Here is an 18,465-nt window from a genome sequence, read left to right on the forward strand (position 1 = left end):
ATACATGTTGCGTTTACATGGAGTCATTGGGCTCCTGGACTTATTTTCGAAAGAAAGAGGTGAATTCCATGAAGGAAGGCATCCATCCCAACTATCAGCAGACCACTATTACTTGCGCCTGTGGCAACGTGATCGAGACTGGTTCTACTAAGAAGGACATTAAGGTGGAAGTCTGCTCCAAGTGTCACCCCTTCTACACCGGTAAGCAGAAGATGGTGGACACCGGCGGACGTGTCAGCCGCTTCAACAAGAAGTTCGGTTTGGGCTAATCTTATGGTTTCTTTCAAGGAGACGTTGCAGTGTGCAACGTCTCCTTGTCTTTTTATGCAAAGGTGCATATAATGAAACTATCAAAGATACAAGGAGGCTACCATCATGTTGAAAAAAGTGGAACCCAAGGAGTTGGACTTTAACGTCTTTTCCGCCATTGGTGACCAGTGGATGCTCATTACCGCCGGGGACAAGGAGGACTGCAACACCATGACCGCCTCCTGGGGTGGCCTGGGCATCCTGTGGGGCAGCCCCATTGCCATTGCCTATATCCGGCCCCAGCGGTACACCAAGGAGTTTGTGGACCGTGAGGAGTATTTCACCCTTTCTTTCTTTGGCCCTGAGTACCGTCCTCAGCTGGCCCTGTGCGGGTCCAAGAGCGGCAGAGATGTGGACAAGGTGGCAGAGTGCGGCTTCACCGTGGCCACAGCAGCGGGGGACGCCCCGTATTTTGAAGAAGCGGACATGGTGCTGGTGTGCCGCAAGCGCATGGCCCAGCGCATGAATCCCTCCTATATCCCGGAGGACGTGCGGGAGAAGTGGTACCCGGAGGGAGATTACCACACCATGTACATCGGGGAGATTGTGGAGGCCCTGGTCAAACACCATTGAACGGACACCATGTGCCCGTTCAATGGTGGAGTGTTGCAGCCCACTGCGCGCAAGGCTTGCCCAAAGGACGGGCAAGCCTCACACTTGCGGGCTGAGAAGTGTTTTTCCCGATGCGCATGTCCTCGGGAAAAACGGGATTTCAATTGATTTCCCCGCCTGGGGGCGGGGAAACTCTGCCGAGGGCACGGTCCGAGCAAGACGAATGTTAGAGGAGTTTCTATGTTCGAAGATACACAAGTAAAAGAAATTAACCGCGCCATCCTGGTGGGGCTCAACGCCCCCAGCCTCACCAGGGAGGAGAACGCCACCGAGGAGACCCTGGAGGAGCTGGCGGCTCTGTTGGACACCGCTGGGGGCACCTGCCTGGGCACCGTGCTGCAAAATCGGCCCAATCCCGAGCCCCGCACCTTCATCGGCGAGGGCAAAACCGCCGAGATCAAGGAGCTGGTGGGGACTCTGGGGGCGGACATTGTCATCTTTGACAACCCCCTCTCGCCCTCTCAGCAGCGGGTGCTCACCGAGGAGCTGGGGGTGACGGTGATGGACCGGGCCGCCCTCATTCTGGACATCTTCGCCAAGCGGGCCCGCACCAGCGAGGGCCGCTTGCAGGTGGAGCTGGCCCAGTACAAGTATCTGCTGCCCCGCCTGACCGGCATGTGGAAGCACCTGGAGCGGCAGGAGGGCGCCATCGGCACCCGTGGCCCCGGTGAGACCCAGCTGGAGAGCGACCGCCGCCACATCCACCGGAAAATTGCCAAGCTGGAGGATGAGCTCAAGGACGTGCGCCGGGTGCGGGCCACCCAGCGGGAGCGCCGGGAGAAAAACGAGGTGCCGGTGGTGGCCATCGTGGGCTACACCAACGCCGGAAAGTCCACCTTGCTCAACGCCCTCACCGGGGCGGACATTCCCGCCAACAACCGCCTCTTTGACACCCTGGACACCACCACTCGGATGCTGGAGATCTCGGACACCTGCACCGTGCTCATCTCCGACACCGTGGGCTTTATCTCCAAGCTGCCCCACCAGCTGGTGGACGCCTTCAAGGCCACCCTGGAGGAGCTGACCTTTGCAGACCTGCTGCTCCACGTCATCGACACCTCCGACCCCCTGTGGCGGGAGCAGGCGGACGTGGTGGACCGGCTCATTCTGGAACTGGGCGCTGCGGAGACCCCCCGCCTGGAGGTCTTTAACAAGTGCGACCTGGCCCCGGCGGAGATTCTCCCCCACGGGGAGGACATTGTGTCCATCTCCGCCCGCACGGGAGCGGGCTTGCCCCAGCTGCTGGAGGCCATTGGCCGCCGTCTGGACACCGGGGCACGCCGGGTCACCATCCACCTGCCCTATGACCAGGGCGGCCTGCTGGACACCCTGTACCGGGAGAGCAAGGTGGAGAAGGTGGACTACACCGAGACCATCGACGTGGTGGCGGTGTGTACCCCCAAGACCATCGGACGGCTGGGCCCTCTGGTGGAGGGGTGGAAGCCCCACAAAGAGGACTGGGAGGACTGAAACAACATGAGTGAATACCTCATCCCCACCCGGGAGGCCCAGGCCACCCTGGTGGAAAAGCGCTCGGAGTTCATCGGCCATGTGTGGCCCATTGAGACCGAGGAGGAGGCCCGGGCCTGCATCGAGTGGGCCAAGAAGAAATATCACGACGCCCGGCACAACTGCTGGTGCTACATCGTCAAGGACGGCGCTGTGCGCTACTCCGACGACGGCGAGCCCCAGGGCACGGCGGGCCAGCCCATGCTGGGGGTATTCCAAAAAGAAGGAGTGACCAACGTCTGCTGCGTGGTCACTCGCTACTTTGGCGGTATTCTGTTGGGGGCCGGGGGTCTGGTGCGGGCCTATACCCAGGCCTCGAAAATGGCCCTGGATGAGTCGGGCATCTCGGTGGTACGCCGCTGGGTGGAAGTCACCGTGGATTGCCCCTATAACTTCTTCGAGCGGGTGAAGCTGGAGGTCACCGCCCTCAATGGGGTGGTGGGGGATGTGGACTATACCGACCACGTCACCGTCCGCGCCCTGCTGCCGGAGGGCCAGGAGGTGCCTTTCGGGGCTAGAATCACCGAGATTTCCGCAGGCGGCTTTTCCGCTGTGGAAGTGGGGGAAGTTTTTAAACCCGTGCCTTTGGCCTGACGAAATCCCAGACAATCATCCCGATACATCCCACCAGCAACAGCCCTAAAATCAAAAGGGCACAGTTGCGGAAAAACACCTGGGGGAGAATGAAGATAATGGGGTCGGTGTTGGGGTTGAAGAGCCAGTTGTCTTTGCCGGGGAAGAACAGGTGGTGAAAGACCACAAAGGCCCGGTCAAAGTCCAGGGCGGCCAGGCCGCCGATCACGGCGAAGCTGACCCCCAGCCCGGCTCCTGCCCAGAATCCGGGCCCACGGCCCCAAATGGGCGCACACCGGCGTTTTAGAAGGCGGGTGAGGACGAAGAGCACCACACACGCCGCCACACTCCCAGCCAACAATCCCAGGTCCAGCAAAAACAGGCTCCGCACGTCGGCAAAGTGGCTGGCCCCTTCCTGGGAATGGGGGAGGATGCCGGTGGAAAAGGTGTCGCCGCCGATACAGTAGTCCATCATCTCGTTATAGGCCCGGCGGATTTCGGTCTCAGACAGGCCGATCTGCTCGGTGAGGTCCAGCGCGTCGATGTGGGCATAGTAGAAGGAGCGGCACAAAATGGGGGCGGCAATGGCTCCGGTGAGCAGCACCACAGCCGCCAGCACCGCCCACAAGAGAGTGAGGATTTTACTGCGTTTCATGGGAGGACCCCTCCTTGGTGGATTCCCTGACAGTATACCACGCATTGAGGCGTTTTCCAATCGTATTGTTCTGCGAGAGAGGAGAGTTTTGAGTACCCCGTCTACGTTGTGGACCCGGGACTTCACCATCATCACATTGGGCAGTGTGGTGTCTATGGTGGGTAGTACCTTGTCCGGCTTTGCCATGAGTATCATGGTGCTGGACTACACCGGGTCCACCCTTTTATACGCAATTTTCAACATCGGTTTCCAGCTTCCGGTGCTGGTGGTCCCCCTGTTGGCGGGGCCGTACCTGGACCGGATGAGCCGGAAAAAAGTGATTTATCGGCTGGACTTCTTGTCCGCCTTTCTCTACCTGTTGATGTTCCTGCTCATGAGTCAGGGCTGGTTTAACTACCTGGTGCTGCTGGCCTTCTGCCTCATCACAGGCGCCATCAACAGCGTGTATTCCGTGGCCTATGACAGTTTCTATCCCAACCTTATCACGGAAGGGAACTTCTCCAAGGCCTATTCCATCTCCAGTCTGCTCTGGCCTCTGGCGGCCATGACCTCCCCCATTGCGGCCCTCATCTATGACCGTATGGGTACCATCCTGCCTCTGTTGGCCCTGGATGGCGTGAGTTTCTTCATTGCCGCCTGCTTTGAGCGCACCATCCGCTACCAGGAGACCCACATGGACAAGGCCGCCCCGGTGCAGAGTCAGAACCCTCTGCGGCAGTTCGGCGTGGACTTCAAGGAGGGTATGTCCTACATTCTCTCCGAGAAGGGTCTACTGGCGGTGACGCTGTACTTCACCGTGAGCAACTTTGCCGGAAGCGGCGGCGGCACCCTGCACCTGCCCTTTTTCCGCAGCCACGCCTATCTGTATATCATGTGGCCGGTGGCGGCGGTGACCCTGTATGCCATCGTGTCCAACGCTGCGGTGATCGGGCGGCTGATTGGCGGCCTCATCCACTACAAGGTGCATTTTCCCACCCACTTGAAGTTCCGCATCGCCCTGTGCGTGTACGTTGTGGTGGGACTGAATGCGGCCATGGAGCTGTATCTCCCCATCCCCCTCATGGCCCTGGCCTTTTTCATCACCGGGGTGCTGGGGGTTACCAGCTACAATATCCGCATTGCCGCCACCCAGTCCTATGTGCCGGACACGAAACGGGCCCGTTTCAACGGCACCTTCCAGATGCTGTGCTCTCTGGGCGGTGTGGCGGGCACCCTGTTGGCCGGAACGCTGGCCGAGGGCATGGATGAGCGCCACGTCATCCTCCTGCTGGAGGCGGTGGACCTGGCGGCCATCCTGCTGTTTATGGTGGGGGGGCGGAAGTTTGTGGCCAAGCTGTACAATCGAGATTTGTAAGAAGTCAAACACCCCATGGTGCGAGAGAATTCTTCGCACCATGGGGTGTTTGAAAATGGGCTAGACTGAGTGCAGAATTGACTGGCCAGATACTTTGATTTCTCGGCATAGATTGAACCGCTTTATACCGAAGGTTCATGCGGTGACGTGAGAGAAGGCCACTCAGTGAATGGGCAGTCTCCTATATAACTTTTTTCGGATGGGATAGGTGAGAATGAAACATAGGACCCATCCACAAAGAGTTCCTAGGGTGTTGAGGATGATGTCATCTATATCGAAACTGCGTCCAACTATCGGCTGCAACAGTTCCACAGCCAGGGTAATGGCCAAGGCGATTCCAACTATATATTTCTGGAATGTTTTTTTCAAGAGTAGCCGAAGGAAGATACCCATGGGCACGAACATGAGGAAGTTGAGAAACAGCATGGTTTTTACCCATTCGCCCAGAATCAGCTCGCCCCGTAAGACAGACAGAATGGTGGGAGTGAAATTGAAATCGAACACAAATAGCGGGCCGATGTGGGAGCCGGGGAAGCCATAGAAGAGATAGAACCACATGGTGCTCCATAGATTTTGGGGTGTCAGCACCAGAGCCACCAGTCCAGTGAGATAGCAGACAAATAGGAAGAGCACGACTTCCTTCCATGAGAAGGAAATTCCATTGTTTTTACGTTGCCGAAACCGGATGATACCGTAGATAACCCCAACTACAGCTGTCACAGGGAGAACTTGGATGAAATAGCTGAAAGGGGTGCCGTTTAAAAATAATTGAAACATTGTCATTCAATATTTACTCACTAATTACGATGGGATTCCACTTGTTGTACTGCGAACTGGGAATAAAGCAAAGTTTGAGGAGAGTTTTTAGTCTGATACTCTGCGGCTAAGGCTTGTGTGGTACACAGAAAGGATGCGCTAAAGAAGAGCGACAATGCAAGGACTTTCTTTGTAATCTGATTCATAGTCTTGCCTCCATCATAACTTCCAGAAATGTATTTACTCAAACTCAAACGTGCCATCAGGGGAAGGGGTTCCACCATCAAACATGTCTTCATATCGTATGGTGTCATATCCATCATCATCTTTTTGAACCTTACTGGCGTTCCATAGGCTGGCGACCAGCAGGCACAAGAAAGCCAGAAACACCACGGCGCAGCCGAGAAAAAATTTTTCCTTGGGAATATGAACCATGTCTATTTTCTGTTGATGGGGTACAGGCTCCTCATGTACTGCTTCCCTCTCGGGAGTGACTTGCGTGGGGCTTTCTGCATCGCGGCCCACCAATTCATCCAGGGACACCCCGTACAGGCGGCTGAGCTCCATCAGGTTTTCCGTGGAGGGGACAGAACTGCCCACCTCCCACCGGGAGATGGCCTGGCGGGACACGTTGAGACGCTCCGCAACATACAGCTGAGAATATCCATGCTCTTTTCGCAGCGCCGCTAGTTTTTCTGACAGTACCATGTTGACACCTCAAATCTATCTGATATTGAACCAAAATGAAACCGCATCGGGGTTGCGTTCAGGCAAGTTTTGGTTGCACCTCCAGTTTACAGCAGATGGGAGCCTTTGTCCAGCCAAGAAAAAGCCCCGCCCTTGGGATAGCATTGTGCCATCCGAAGGGGCGGGGCTTTGTTTGTACGGTGAAACCATCAGGTCAATACATTTCCACAATGCGATAGTCGCCTGGGCCGGTGGGGAGGATACTGCTGATCATACCCTGGAAGACCTCCTCAAAGGTGACGTCCTCCCGCTGGCTCAGAACGACAAAGGTGGAATCCTCCACGGCAAGGCGCTCCCGTCCGGTGAGCTCCAGACGGTACTGGTACACGGTGTCCTCACACTTCCAGGTGCCGTCTTTCAGCTCCTGGTAGGTGACCATCACATTGTCCTGGCCGCTCTCATAGGTCTTGACCACATTGGAGGCAGAACAGCCAGCCAGCAAAACCAAACTCAGGGCCAGGCCCATCAACCATTGCTTTCTCATGGGGAGACACTCCTTTCCTGGGTGGGGGCGGTTGCCCCTCAGATTCAAGTCCAGTGTATCCCATTCTGCGGGGGCCGTCAACCGTCCAGGTCTTGAATGTTCATCTTGTCCAGCTGTTTTTTCCGGCTGTACTTCTCCTGACAGGCAAAGTAGATGCCCAACAGCACCAAGGTGGGAATGTTGTACATCAAAAACAGCAGGAGGGTGGGGACGAGAATGTCACCAAAGCTCTGATGCTCCGTGGGCACATAGGCGTATAGGGCGGCCCCAAAGGTGACGCACAGGCTAAAGAGGAAGGTAAGACTGGGCAGCACCAGCCCCGGCCAGCGGCTCTCCCGGCGGGAGAGGAAGATTTGCAGAAGAACGATGCCCACCAGCAGGGCAAGGGTGATGAGGGCGTTTATGGGATTGAACATATCATGGTCCTCCTTGTTGTTTTTTGTACTGGGTGATGAGCAGCTTGGCAGTGTCAAAGTCCAGCTTATCCTGGAGGGCCAGCCGCTTGATGAGGGCGATGTACGGCTCGCCCTCCACTTGGTCGCTGAGTTGGATTTTCTGAATCAGTCGGTCCAGACGCAGCCGAACTGTAGGGTAGGTCACCCCATATTGACGGGCCATCTCCTTCAAAGACCCGGAGGAGAGGAGAAACTTTTTGATAAACACCAGGTCTTCCTCCTCCAGATTGGCCATCCACTCGGGCATGATGTCCAAAGCCACGAGGCATACCCTCCTTTCTTTAATAATATTGATTATATACTTTAATAAAATTAAAGTCAATATGAAAGTAAGAGCTACCGCATCTGCGACAGCTCTTGGGTTTACCCCTGGAGAAAGAGCCGGATTTTCTCCTGTGGGTCGGTATTTTTTAAGTATACAATGTTAAATTCCCGGATAATGGGGTCTCCTTCCATCCAGAACTTGCCCAGCTGGGGGTCGCTGTCCGCCAAAGCCTCATAGACGAAGCTGACCCCCAGGTTTTGCTTGACTGCATCCAAAATCAGCTTAAAGGAGCTGATACAGATGTGGCGGTCAAACCGCTCCAGAGACTCGTTGTAGCCCTTGAGCTTCTGTTCCAGAATGGCTCGGGTGCCGGAGCCCGCCTCCCGGTGGATGATGGTGGCGGAGAGCAGCTCAGGCAGGCCCACCTTGCGGCCACAGAAGGGGTGGTTTTTGTGGCAGATCCCCACAAAGGGCTCCTGGCGGAACAGCTGCCATTCAAAGTGGGTCTTGCTAAAATACCCCTCCACCACTGCAAAGTCCAGCTGGCCGTCGTCCAGCATTTGCAGCAGGTGCTCGGTGTTGTCCACAATGAAGGTGAGGGCGTGGTCCTGGCTGGTGAGGAAGCGGTTGACCCGGTGGTTGATGACATAGTCCCCGATGGTCTTGGTGGCTCCCACCTTCAGCTCCAGCACGTGCTGATTGGAGAGTTTGCGCCGCACTTCCAGGTCGTTGTGCTTCACCGAGCGGGCATACTCCTCCAAAGCCCGCCCCTGGGGGGTCTGAATCAGCTGCCGCCCGGCGTAGGTAAACAGGCTGCACCCGTACTCGTGCTCCAGAAATTGAATGTGATGGGTGACGGCAGGCTGAGAAAGATGCAGAATTTGGGCGGTTTTGCGGTAATTCATCTCCTCACACAGGATGAGGAAGGTTTCCATTCGATAATCCAGCATAGATATACCCCAGTTCTTTCATAGGTAAAGTGGGTGATTCAGAATTTGAATCGTTGTATCATTAAGTCGAATCAATTATATCATCGAAGGTATGGTATAATCAACACGCTTAATTCTGCGAAAAAATGAACAAAGGAGAGGGAGATATGAACGTGATCGTCATCGGCGGCGTTGCCGCAGGCACCAAGACCGCCGCCAAGCTCAAGCGTGAGAACCGGGACGCCAACGTCACCATCTACACCAAGAGCCAGGACATTTCCTACGCCGGGTGCGGCCTGCCCTACTATGTGGGCGGCAGCATTGAGACCCGGGACGAGCTGATCGTCAACACCCCCGCAAAGTACAAGGGCCTGACCGGCGTGGACGTGGTCACCGGTATGGAGGCCACCTCCGTGGACGCCAACGCCAAGACCGTGACCGTGCGCAACGTGGTGAGCGGTGAGGCCAACACCGTCAGCTATGACAAGCTGGTGGTGGCCGTGGGCGCTGAGCCCTTTGTGCCCCCCGTGGAGGGCGTGAACCGGAAGGGCGTGTACACCATGCGTACCCCCGACGATGCCATCGGTCTGCGTGCTTACGTGGACGACAACCACTGCCGCAACGCCGTGGTGGTGGGCGGCGGCTTCATCGGCCTGGAGATTGCCGAGAACCTCATGGCCAAGGGCCTGAACGTCACTGTGGTGGACATGGCCGACCAGCTGATGCCCAACATCTTTGACGCTGAGGTGGCCGACTACGTCCGCCGCAAGCTCCAGGCTAAGGGCATGCGTGTGCGCACTGGCACCGCCCTCAAGGGCATTGTGGGCACCGAGAAGGCCACTGGCGTGGACACCAGCGCCGGTGTGCTGCCCGCCGACGTGGTGGTGCTGGCCATCGGCATCCGTCCCGCCACCGGTTTCCTGGCTGAGTCCGGCCTGGAGATGGTGAAGGGCACCATCGTGGTGGACGACCACCAGCGCACCAACCTCAACGATGTGTACGCCGTGGGCGACTGCGCCATGGTGCACAACCGCATCACCGGCAAGGGCCAGTGGTCCGCCATGGGCTCCACCGCCAACATCACCGGCCGGTGCCTTGCCAAGAACCTCACCGGCACCGACGCCCCCTACCTGGGCTGCATGGGCACCGGCGTGGTCCGTCTGGCCGACGACCTCAACGCTGGCCGCACCGGCCTGACCGAGGCTCAGGCCAAGGCTGAGGGCTATGACGTGGTCACCGTGACCTGCGTCACCGACGACAAGGCCCACTACTATGCCGACGCCTCCTCTTTTGTCACCAAGCTCATCGCCGACAAGACCACCGGCAAGCTGCTGGGTATCCAGGTGCTGGGCGGTGGCGCTGTGGACAAGATGGTGGACATCGCCGTCACCGGCATTGCCATGGGCGCCAAGGTTGCCGACTTCGACACCCTGGACTACGCCTATGCGCCTCCCTTCTCCACTGCCATTCATCCCTTCGTCCAGGCCTGCTACATCCTGGAGAACAAGATGTCCGGCGCGTTCGAGACCTTCACTCCCGCCGAGTACGCCGCTGGCGCTGCCAAGGAGTACCGCGTGCTGGACGCTCACCCCGCCGCCACTCTGCCCGGCGCCACTTGGGTGAACCTGTCCACCGTCAACGGCCCCATCGAGGGCACCACCCTGGACGACAAGCTGCTGCTGGTGTGCGCCAAGGGCAAGCGCGGCTACTTCCTCCAGAACCGCCTCAAGGCCCTGGGCTACACCAACACCCGCGTGTTGGAGGGCGGCGCCTTCATCAACACTGTGAAGATTTCCGTCCCCGGCACCGCTCTGAGCGCCGCTGAGATCAAGCGGGTGAAGGGCCTGGGCTGCCTCCAGGACAAGCGTTACCCCGACGTGTTTAACGTGCGTATCATCACCCGCAACGGTAAGATCACCGCCGACGAGCACCGTGCCGTCATCGAGGCCGCCGAAAAGTTCGGCAGCGGCGAGGTGACCATGACCACCCGTCTGACCCTGGAGATTCAGGGCGTGAAGTACGAGAACATTCAGCCCCTCATCGACTTTGTCAACGAGCGCGGCCTGCTCACCGGCGGTACCGGCTCTCTGGTGCGTCCTGTGGTGGCCTGTAAGGGTACCACCTGCCAGTACGGCCTGCTGGATTCCTTCGGCCTCAGCGACAAGATCCACGAGCGGTTCTACCTGGGCTACCACACCGTGACCCTGCCCCACAAGTTCAAGATCGCCGTGGGCGGCTGTCCCAACAACTGCGTCAAGCCTGACCTGAACGACCTGGGCATCGTGGGTCAGCGTGTCCCCATGGTGGACCTGTCCAAGTGCCGTGGCTGCAAGGTGTGCCAGGTGGAGAACGCCTGCCCCATCAAGGTGGCCAAGGTTGTGGACGGCAAGGTGATCATCGATCCCAACGAGTGTAACAACTGCGGCCGCTGCAAGGGCAAGTGTCCCTTCGGCGCTCTGGAGGAGTACACCGAGGGCTACAAGGTCTACGTGGGCGGCCGCTGGGGCAAGAAGGTTGCCCATGGCCACCCCCTGAGCAAGATCTTCACCAGCGAGGAAGAGGTTCTGGACGTGGTGGAGCGCGCCATCCTGTTCTTCCGTGACGAGGGCATCACCGGCGAGCGTTTTGCCGATACCATTGATCGTCTGGGTATGGAGTATGTGGAGGATAAGCTGCTCAACCAGGCCATCAACAAGGAAGCCATCCTGAACAAGACCGTTAAGGGCGGCGCAACCTGCTAAGGAGAGAGAAATGAAGAGAGAGACAACCCATAAAGTGACTCCCCCCTGATGGTGGTCAAGAAGGCCTTCCCCATGTTCATCCTGTGGTTCGTGGTCATGGCCGGCCTGAACACCTGCGGCTTCTTCTCCGAGGTGGGCATCAACGTGCTGGGCAAGTACCTGTTCGCCGGGTACGTGGGCTAATCTCTAATATATAAAAAAGGTTCCATTCTCTCGGATGGAACCTTTTTTGCTTTATTCTAGGTTGTTTTCCTTGCGCAGCACGTCAATGGGGGTGACGGTGATCTGCCCCTCGCCGCTGAGCAGGTTGTCGGGCATAAACAGCCGCTGGCTGCAATCCAGGCCCTCAAAGGTGATGGGGACCAGCTCCGCCACGTCCCGCTCCGCCCACTGGGCGGCGGCGTCGTAGATGTGGGAGATGGTGGGCACGGTGGCGTGGCCCCGTACCTCATAGCTCAAAACGTTGGGGCCGTCGTCGTAGTCGTAGGTGACCACGGGGGTGCCGTCGTTTTCAATGTGTCCGTGAATCATGATGAGCAGCCGCCCCGCCTGGCGCATCTTCTCTGCGGTGGGTACGATTTCCTCGGGCTGGATTTGAATTTTTTCATTGGTCTGCATGGTGACATCCCCTCACTTATTAACAGATTCTCGGCAGCTGTGCGCCGGATAGCTTGGATAACACACGGTGGGCTCCAAAGGCGGTTTTCAGTACCGCCCGGCCTGGGAATTGGGTGGTGATGGAGCCGATGATGGCGGCGTTCTCGCCGCCGGGAGTGGAGCGCAGGGCCTCCAGCACCGCCGGAGCGGTCTCGAGGTCCACCACCGCCAGCAGCTTGCCCTCATTGGCGCAGTACAGGGGGTCCAGCCCCAGAAGGGCACAGGCGGCCTCCACCTGGGGCCGCACCGGCACGGCGTCCTCCTGCACCTGGGCACACAGGGGGGTGCCCTCCACAAACTCATTGAGCACCGTGGCCACGCCGCCCCGGGTGGGGTCACGCAGCACCCGCACGCCGCCCACAGAGAGAGCCGCAGCGGCCAGCTGATTCAGAGGCATACAGTCAGAGACCAGTTCATCCCCCTGGAGCATCCCGCTTCGAGCCAGCATCACGGCGGTGCCGTGGTCGCCCACGGTGCCGCTGACCAGAATTTGATCTCCCTCCTGGATGGCCTGGGGGGACAGTCCCGGCCATTTCACCACACCGATACCGGAGGTGTTCAGGTAGATTCCATGGCCGTGGCCACGCTCCACCACCTTGGTGTCCCCGGTGACCACCTGTACCCCACAGGAGGCGGCGGTGTGGGCCAGAGAGGTGATGATGCGCTTTAAATCTTCCGCCGGGAAGCCCTCTTCCAAGATCATGCCCAGGCTCAGATATTTGGGCACCGCTCCGCACATGGCAAGATCGTTGACGGTGCCGCACACGGCCAGCTTGCCAATGTCCCCGCCGGGGAAGAAGATGGGGTCAATGACAAAGCTGTCGGTGGAGAAGGCCAGGGGGCCGCTCACATCCAGCAATGCCCCGTCCCCCAGGGGGGCCAGGTGGGGGTTTTGCAGGGCGGGGAGAAGCAGCTCCTCAATGAGCTGGGCGGTGCGGCCTCCGCCGCTGCCGTGGTCTAAGGTGATATATTGTGGTTCCATCCTGGGTCATTCCCTTCCATAGAGATAGGCGGCGGCGCAGGCTCCCTCCCCGGACACCATACACGGCCCCACCGGATTGTCCGGGGTACACACGGTGCCGAACAGAGGGCACTCACGGGGGCCAATGCGCCCACAGATCACATCCCCGCACCGACAGGGGGAGGGGGTAGTATGTGGGGCAGGGGAGAAGCCAAAGCGGGCGGCGGCGTCATAGGCGGCAAACTCCTCGTTCAACCCAAAGCCGCTGTTTGGAATATTACCCAGCCCCCGCCAGGTGTCGTCACGGGGCTCCAACACCTGGGCCATCACCGCCTGAGCCATCTGGTTGCCCGACCGGGACACCGCCCGGGTGTATTCGTTTTCCAGCTTGGGGGTGTGGTCCTTCACCTGCTGGATGAGCATATGGAGGGCCGCCACCAGATCCCCCGCCTCAAATCCCGCCACTACGGCGGGTTTTTTATATTCCTGGGGGAGAAACTGGAAGGCATCCGCACCCAAAATGGTGGCCACATGGCCGGGACACAGAAAGCCGTCCACCCCGAAGTCCTCTTGGCTCAGCAGAGCCCGGAGGGCGGGGGGCGTGGCTTTCAGCAGGCACAGCAGGGAGAAGTTTTTCAGGCCCTGCCGCTGGGCCTCCAGCACCGCCAGGGCGGTGCCGGGGGCAGTGGTCTCAAACCCCACCCCCAGGAACACCACCTGTTGTTCTGGATGGGCTTTGGCCAGCTCCAGAGCATCCATGGGGGAGTATACCACCTGGATGTCCGCCCCCAGGGCCTTTTGCCGCCTCAAATCAAACCCAGGCTTGGAGCCAGGCACCCGCATCAAATCCCCGTAGGTGGTGAGGGTGACCCCGGGCAGAGCGGCTATGCGCAATACCTCGTCTATCACATTGGCGGGGGTGACGCACACCGGACAGCCGGGCCCGGAGATCAGCTGCACCTGAGGGGGCAGCAGCTGCCGCACCCCGGTGAGGGCCAGGGCCATGGTGTGGGTGCCGCACACCTCCATCAGGCGCATGGGGGGCAGGCTTTGGTCCTGGATGGACGCTACCAGCCGCTCTAGCCCCTGGGGGCGGCGGAAATCCGCTTCACAGAGCATTGGCCACCTCCTGGAGGGCTTGCAGGTTTTGCAGCGCCTGCTCCTGGCTGAGCCGCTCCATGGCAAACCCGGCGTGGACCAGCACGTAGTCCCCCACCTGGGGGTTGCGGATAAAGTCCAGGCGCACCGAGCGGCGAATGCCGCCCGCCTCGGCGATGCCCTCCTTGTTGTGAATTTCTAGGAGCCGCAGGGGCACGGCCAGACACATAGTCATCCTTCCTTTCTCCGCGCTGCCGCGGCGATCAGCTGTCCCAGGGCAATTCCCTCGTCGTTGGTGGACACCCGGGAGTGGTGATAGGCCCGGAAACCCTGGGCGGTCAGTGCGTCCAAGATACGGGGTAGTAGATACATGTTTTGAAAGACGCCGCCGGAGAGCACCACCCGACTGAGTCCGGTGTGCTTCCGGGCAAATTGGCACTGTTTCACCGCCAATTCCACCATGGCGTTCATAAACTGGGCCGCCAGCAGGTTTGGGGAATCGCCCGCCGCTTTGCGTTCCATCAGGGCGGCGGTGAGGGCGGGGGTGATCAGGCGGCACACGCCGTCCACCGTCTCCACCTCCACCGGGAGGGACTGGGTGATACCAGCCTGGGCCATATGCTCCAGGCGGATGGCGCTCTCCCCCTCGTAGTGGACGGGGGAGGAGCCCCCCAACAGGGCATAGACCCCGTCAAAGAGCCGCCCCATGCTGGAGGCAGGGGGACAGTTGAGCCCGGCTGTTAGCTGCATGGTGAGCAGTTGGGCCTGAGGGGCGGTGGACTGTTCTTCCAGCCCTGCTTCCACCAGCAGGCTGTGGGCGATGCGCTGGGGGTCCCGGGCGCAGGCGTCCCCGCCAGGCAGGCGAATGGGGGAGATGGAGCCCAGGCGGGTGAAGCTGTGGGCGTCTCCCGCCAGACACTCCGCCCCCCAGATGGTGGAGTCGGTGCCCAGCCCGGTGCCATCCCAGATGAGGCCGATGCAGGGCCCTGTGAGGCCGTTATCCGCCATGCAGGAGAGCATGTGGGCGTGGTGGTGCTGCACCTGTGTGAGAGGTACGTCCAGTTCTTTGGCCAGTTGTTGGGCCACCTGGGTGGACAGGTAGTCCGGGTGGAGATCGCAGGCCAGCCCTTCCACCGCCACCCCGAAGAGAGTGCGGAAGTGTTGAAGCTGGGTTTGGTAGTGCTCCAACGTCTCCATGTTTTTCAAATCCCCGATGTGCTGGCTTAATAGGGCATCCTGGCCTTTTCCCAGGGCAAACCCCGCTTTTTGCTCGGCTCCGCAGGCCAGCAGGCCGTGGACGGGGACGGGCACCTCCAAGGGCTGGGGCACATAGCCCCGGCTGCGGCGCAAGGGGTACTCTTTTCCTCGGAAGAGTCGGAGGAGGGAGTCGTCACACCGGGTCACAATGTCCCGGTTGTGGAGGAGAAAGCCGTCGGCGATGCCTTGCAAGCCCTCCACGGCCTCCCGGTTACCGATGAACACAGGACAGTCCGAGGGGTTGGCGCTGGTCATCACCAGGGCGGAAAAGCCCTCCATGAGCAGATCGTGCAGGGGAGTATAGGGGAGCATGAGCCCCAGCTCTGGGGTGTGGCTGAGGACATCCGGGGCGGGGTCACGTTTTTGCAGCAGCACGATGGGCCGCCGCCAGCTGTTCAGCGCTTTCTCTTCTTCCGGGGAGATATGGCACAGGGCCCGGGCGGCGTCCAGGTCGGCGCACATGAGAGCCAGAGGTTTCCCCTCCCGCTCTTTGCGCGCTCGCAGCCGAGAAGCGTACTCGGGCAGACAAGCCAGGTGAAAGCCACCCAGCCCCTTCACTGCCACAATCCCGCCCTGTCTCAGCTGTGCCTGGGCCAGCCGGATGGGGTCGCCCGCCACTTCCTGTCCCGCCCCGTCCAGGTAGGTGAGGGTGGGGCCGCAGTGGGGGCAGCAGGTGGGCTGGGCGTGGTAGCGGCGGTCGGTGATGTCGGTGTACTCGCCTTGGCAGTCTTCGCACATGGGGAACACCCCCATGGCGGTGCGCTCCCGGTCGTAGGGCACGCTTTGGACAATGGTGAACCGGGGCCCGCAGTTGGTGCAGTTGAGAAAGGGGTGACGGTATCGCCGGTCGCTGGGGTCTCGCATCTCCCGCAGACAGTCCTCGCAGATGCCCACGTCCGGGCTCACCTGGGTGTCCGGGAGGGTTTCCCCCACGCTGGGCAGGATGTGAAAGCCCGTCTCTCCCGTGGGGGGAATGGAAACGGTGCTGACCCGGCGAATGCGGGCCAGCACCGGGGCCTGTTGCTGCAAAAGGGGGACAAACTGGGCCACCTGGTCTGGCTGCCCCTCCAGCTCCAGCTCCGCCCCCTGGGAGGTGTTGCGGATGAAGCCGGACAGGCCCAGCTGGGTGGTGAGGCGGTGGACGGTGGGGCGAAACCCCACCCCCTGCACCAGCCCCTCCACCTCCAGGCGAATGCGGGAGCGCTCAGCCATCGGCTTGTTCGGCTGCTGCCTTGGCGGCTTTGGCGGCCTCCGCCTTGGCCTTCAACTCGGCGATCTGCTCCGGGGTCAGCTTGGGGGGCGGCGCCTTCTTGATGAAGGTGCCGGAGACCAGGAAGTCCTCGGGCTTGGTGCCCACGATCATGTAGTCGTCGGAAAGCTCAATGGACTTTCGGGCGCAGAAGTCGGCGCACATGGAGCAGAAGGTGCAGCTGGTCAGGTCAAAGGTGAGGGTGATTTTCTGGTCCCCGTTGGGCAGGGGCTCCATGGTGCGCTCCATGCACTGGGGGGCGCACACCCGCATACACATCCCGCAGTTGACGCAGGTTTCCGGGTGGTAGATGATGCGGCCCCGGTAGCCGGGGGCTGCCTTGGGGGGCTCTCCCTTGGGAAACTTCTCGGTGGCGGGGGCGCGGAACAGGTTGCCCAGAGCTTTGGTGAGGTAGGGAATCATGCCTGACGCATCTCCTTCCGCTTTTCAGCCAGAATTTCGGCGGCCTTGGCCAGAGCGGCCATGATGGCCTCGGGCTTGGGGGTGCAGCCGCCCACGGACACATCCACATGGGTGTACTTCTCCAGGGGGCCGTCCACACAGTAGCTGCCCTTAAAGACGTTACCGGAGCGGGGGCAGGAGCCCAAGCTCACCACCACCCGGGGTTCGGGTACCTGGGCCAGGGTGCGCACCAGGCGATCTTTGGTCTGAGAGGTGACGGGGCCGCTGACCACCACGATGTCCGCCTGGCGGGGGGTTCCGGTGAGGCGGAAGCCCAGCCGTTCGGCGTCATACCGGGGGGTGAGCACCGACACCAATTCAATGTCACAGCCGTTGCAGGAGCCTGCATTGATGTGGAAAATCCAGGGACTTTTGGCCATGCTCTTGTCAATCATTCGTTGAAACATTTCCTTGTCCCTCCTTACAGGCCCAGCCAGACCAGAATGAGACTGATGAGGGCCAGACCGGCCACCACCGTCCAGTAGAATTGGAACACTTGCTCCACCTTGAACCGGGCGCACACGGCGTGGGGCACGCTCATAGTCACAAAGGTGAGCACCACGCTGAGGACCACCATTACCAGGGCGTCCAGAGCGGCGTACCCGGTGGAGATGCCGCCCAGGAACAGCACGCAGAAGAGGGCGCACATGACGTACATTTTCACGCAGTGGGTGAGCCGGAACAGCCCGGCGGGGGGGCCGCTGTACTCGGCCAGGGTGCCCTCGCAGATCTCGGTCTCCGCCTCGGCAATGTCAAAGGGGTGCATGCCGATCTCGCAGGGGATGACGAAGAGCATGGCCAGGGCGGCGGGAATCATGCTCCAATGGAAGAGCATGTTGCCGTTGACGGCCTGCCAGTCCACAATGGCCTGGAGGGAGAAGGTGACCCCCAGCGGGGAGCCCTCGCCCGCCATGCGGCCCACCGCCAGTATCACCAGCACGAAGGGCAGCTCGTAGGAGATCATGGCCACCATTTCCCGGCTCAGGCCCACCCCGGCGAAGGGGGAGCCGGAGGCGGCAGCGCCCACGATCATGGACACGCCCACTACTGTCAGGAGGTAGAGGATGACCACCAGGTCCGCGGAGGTGGAGTACACGGAGTAGGAGAACACGGGGACGAACAGGGCCACGGTGATCAGGGCGGCAAAGCCCAGCACCGGGGCGGCCAGGAACAGTCCCTTGCGGGCGTGGCGGGGGATGATGGTCTCCTTGCCGCAGCACTTGAGGAAATCATACCAGGGCTGGAGTAGGGGCGGGCCCACCCGGTTTTGCATCCGGGCCACCAGCTTGCGGTCCAGGCCCGCCAGCAGCACTCCCACTACCACACAGAACAGCAGGCCGGGGAATACCAGCACATGGAAGATCGTCCAGAGAAGATTTGTCATGTCAGGTA

Annotated in this window: 22 protein-coding genes; 7 read left to right on the plus strand and 15 right to left on the minus strand. The window is 60.2% G+C overall.

Annotated elements, in window-relative coordinates; all coding sequences use genetic code 11:
- Nucleotides 1-68 precede the first annotated feature (68 nt).
- The 4 genes from rpmE to B5F12_RS05135 all read left to right on the plus strand — a co-directional run bounded on the left by rpmE (nt 69) and on the right by B5F12_RS05135 (nt 3,024).
- Nucleotides 69-269 carry a 50S ribosomal protein L31 gene (gene rpmE, locus B5F12_RS05120; RefSeq protein WP_087231297.1) on the plus strand — a complete coding sequence of 67 codons (201 nt, stop codon included), beginning with the start codon at nt 69-71 and terminating at the stop codon, nt 267-269.
- Nucleotides 270-375: 106 nt separating this feature from the next.
- Nucleotides 376-882 (plus strand): flavin reductase, encoded by a 507-nt coding sequence (locus B5F12_RS05125; RefSeq protein ID WP_087231300.1) that lies wholly within the window; start codon nt 376-378, stop codon nt 880-882.
- A gap of 219 nt (nt 883-1,101) precedes the next feature.
- Entirely contained in the window at nt 1,102-2,391 is a 1,290-nt protein-coding gene (gene hflX / locus B5F12_RS05130) for a GTPase HflX (protein ID WP_087231303.1), read from the plus strand.
- 6 nt (nt 2,392-2,397) lie between these two features.
- Nucleotides 2,398-3,024, plus strand: coding sequence for a YigZ family protein (locus tag B5F12_RS05135; protein WP_087231307.1), 627 nt, complete (start codon nt 2,398-2,400; stop codon nt 3,022-3,024).
- On the opposite strand, the gene B5F12_RS05140 is transcribed toward B5F12_RS05135, so the two are convergent.
- Complete coding sequence (locus B5F12_RS05140; protein WP_158096754.1) at nt 3,002-3,658, minus strand: TIGR01906 family membrane protein; 657 nt, start codon at nt 3,656-3,658, stop codon at nt 3,002-3,004. The two genes, B5F12_RS05135 and B5F12_RS05140, sit on opposite strands and share 23 nt — an antisense overlap.
- 88 nt (nt 3,659-3,746) lie before the next feature.
- Between B5F12_RS05140 and B5F12_RS05145 the strand changes: the two genes are divergently transcribed.
- On the plus strand, nt 3,747-5,012 hold the full coding sequence (locus B5F12_RS05145; protein WP_158096755.1) for an MFS transporter: 1,266 nt from the start codon (nt 3,747-3,749) through the stop codon (nt 5,010-5,012).
- A 162-nt stretch (nt 5,013-5,174) separates the two neighbouring features.
- Here B5F12_RS05145 and B5F12_RS05150 read toward each other — a convergent pair whose 3' ends face one another.
- The 6 genes from B5F12_RS05150 to B5F12_RS05175 form a co-directional block, all read right to left on the minus strand.
- A complete protein-coding gene (locus tag B5F12_RS05150) occupies nt 5,175-5,795 on the minus strand; it encodes a VanZ family protein (RefSeq protein ID WP_087231313.1) in 621 nt (206 codons plus the stop codon).
- A gap of 213 nt (nt 5,796-6,008) precedes the next feature.
- Nucleotides 6,009-6,476 (minus strand): helix-turn-helix transcriptional regulator, encoded by a 468-nt coding sequence (locus tag B5F12_RS05155; RefSeq protein ID WP_087231316.1) that lies wholly within the window; start codon nt 6,474-6,476, stop codon nt 6,009-6,011.
- Nucleotides 6,477-6,669: 193 nt separating this feature from the next.
- Nucleotides 6,670-6,999, minus strand: coding sequence for a hypothetical protein (locus B5F12_RS05160; RefSeq protein ID WP_087231319.1), 330 nt, complete (start codon nt 6,997-6,999; stop codon nt 6,670-6,672).
- A gap of 77 nt (nt 7,000-7,076) precedes the next feature.
- On the minus strand, nt 7,077-7,415 hold the full coding sequence (locus B5F12_RS05165) for a hypothetical protein (RefSeq protein ID WP_087231322.1): 339 nt from the start codon (nt 7,413-7,415) through the stop codon (nt 7,077-7,079).
- A 1-nt stretch (nt 7,416) separates the two neighbouring features.
- Entirely contained in the window at nt 7,417-7,716 is a 300-nt protein-coding gene (locus B5F12_RS05170; protein WP_087231325.1) for a DUF2089 family protein, read from the minus strand.
- Nucleotides 7,717-7,817: 101 nt separating this feature from the next.
- A complete protein-coding gene (locus tag B5F12_RS05175) occupies nt 7,818-8,669 on the minus strand; it encodes a LysR family transcriptional regulator (protein WP_087231328.1) in 852 nt (283 codons plus the stop codon).
- A 146-nt stretch (nt 8,670-8,815) separates the two neighbouring features.
- Between B5F12_RS05175 and B5F12_RS05180 the strand changes: the two genes are divergently transcribed.
- Together B5F12_RS05180 and B5F12_RS12270 are read left to right on the plus strand one after the other, a co-directional pair.
- The gene (locus B5F12_RS05180) at nt 8,816-11,389 is read left to right on the plus strand and encodes an FAD-dependent oxidoreductase (RefSeq protein WP_087231330.1); all 2,574 of its coding nucleotides are present in this window, start codon (nt 8,816-8,818) and stop codon (nt 11,387-11,389) included.
- 48 nt (nt 11,390-11,437) lie between these two features.
- The gene (locus B5F12_RS12270; protein WP_275532701.1) at nt 11,438-11,572 is read left to right on the plus strand and encodes a hypothetical protein; all 135 of its coding nucleotides are present in this window, start codon (nt 11,438-11,440) and stop codon (nt 11,570-11,572) included.
- Nucleotides 11,573-11,623: 51 nt separating this feature from the next.
- Here B5F12_RS12270 and B5F12_RS05185 read toward each other — a convergent pair whose 3' ends face one another.
- Genes B5F12_RS05185 through B5F12_RS05220 form a run of 8 tightly spaced genes read right to left on the minus strand, consistent with a single transcriptional unit; the run spans nt 11,624 to nt 18,457 of the window.
- The gene (locus tag B5F12_RS05185) at nt 11,624-12,007 is read right to left on the minus strand and encodes an NADH-quinone oxidoreductase subunit C (protein ID WP_087231333.1); all 384 of its coding nucleotides are present in this window, start codon (nt 12,005-12,007) and stop codon (nt 11,624-11,626) included.
- A 19-nt stretch (nt 12,008-12,026) separates the two neighbouring features.
- Complete coding sequence (hypE, locus tag B5F12_RS05190) at nt 12,027-13,028, minus strand: hydrogenase expression/formation protein HypE (protein ID WP_087231336.1); 1,002 nt, start codon at nt 13,026-13,028, stop codon at nt 12,027-12,029.
- 6 nt (nt 13,029-13,034) lie between these two features.
- Complete coding sequence (gene hypD, locus B5F12_RS05195) at nt 13,035-14,126, minus strand: hydrogenase formation protein HypD (RefSeq protein WP_087231339.1); 1,092 nt, start codon at nt 14,124-14,126, stop codon at nt 13,035-13,037.
- A complete protein-coding gene (locus tag B5F12_RS05200) occupies nt 14,116-14,340 on the minus strand; it encodes a HypC/HybG/HupF family hydrogenase formation chaperone (protein ID WP_242954900.1) in 225 nt (74 codons plus the stop codon). The genes hypD and B5F12_RS05200 overlap by 11 nt, the downstream gene beginning before the upstream one ends.
- Nucleotides 14,337-16,574: a carbamoyltransferase HypF gene (hypF, locus tag B5F12_RS05205; RefSeq protein ID WP_087231345.1), complete on the minus strand. Its 2,238-nt coding sequence runs from the start codon at nt 16,572-16,574 to the stop codon at nt 14,337-14,339. Before hypF ends, B5F12_RS05200 begins: the two co-directional genes overlap by 4 nt.
- Nucleotides 16,567-17,034: a hypothetical protein gene (locus tag B5F12_RS05210; RefSeq protein ID WP_087231348.1), complete on the minus strand. Its 468-nt coding sequence runs from the start codon at nt 17,032-17,034 to the stop codon at nt 16,567-16,569. The genes hypF and B5F12_RS05210 overlap by 8 nt, the downstream gene beginning before the upstream one ends.
- On the minus strand, nt 17,031-17,480 hold the full coding sequence (locus B5F12_RS05215) for an NADH-quinone oxidoreductase subunit B (protein ID WP_087231351.1): 450 nt from the start codon (nt 17,478-17,480) through the stop codon (nt 17,031-17,033). Before B5F12_RS05215 ends, B5F12_RS05210 begins: the two co-directional genes overlap by 4 nt.
- A gap of 14 nt (nt 17,481-17,494) precedes the next feature.
- Nucleotides 17,495-18,457, minus strand: a complete 963-nt coding sequence (locus B5F12_RS05220) for a complex I subunit 1 family protein (protein ID WP_087231354.1) — start codon at nt 18,455-18,457, stop codon at nt 17,495-17,497.
- Nucleotides 18,458-18,465: the final 8 nt, after the last annotated feature.

Origin of the sequence: Pseudoflavonifractor sp. An176, assembly GCF_002160435.1 — a bacterium.
Taxonomy (GTDB): domain Bacteria; phylum Bacillota; class Clostridia; order Oscillospirales; family Oscillospiraceae; genus Enterenecus; species Enterenecus faecium.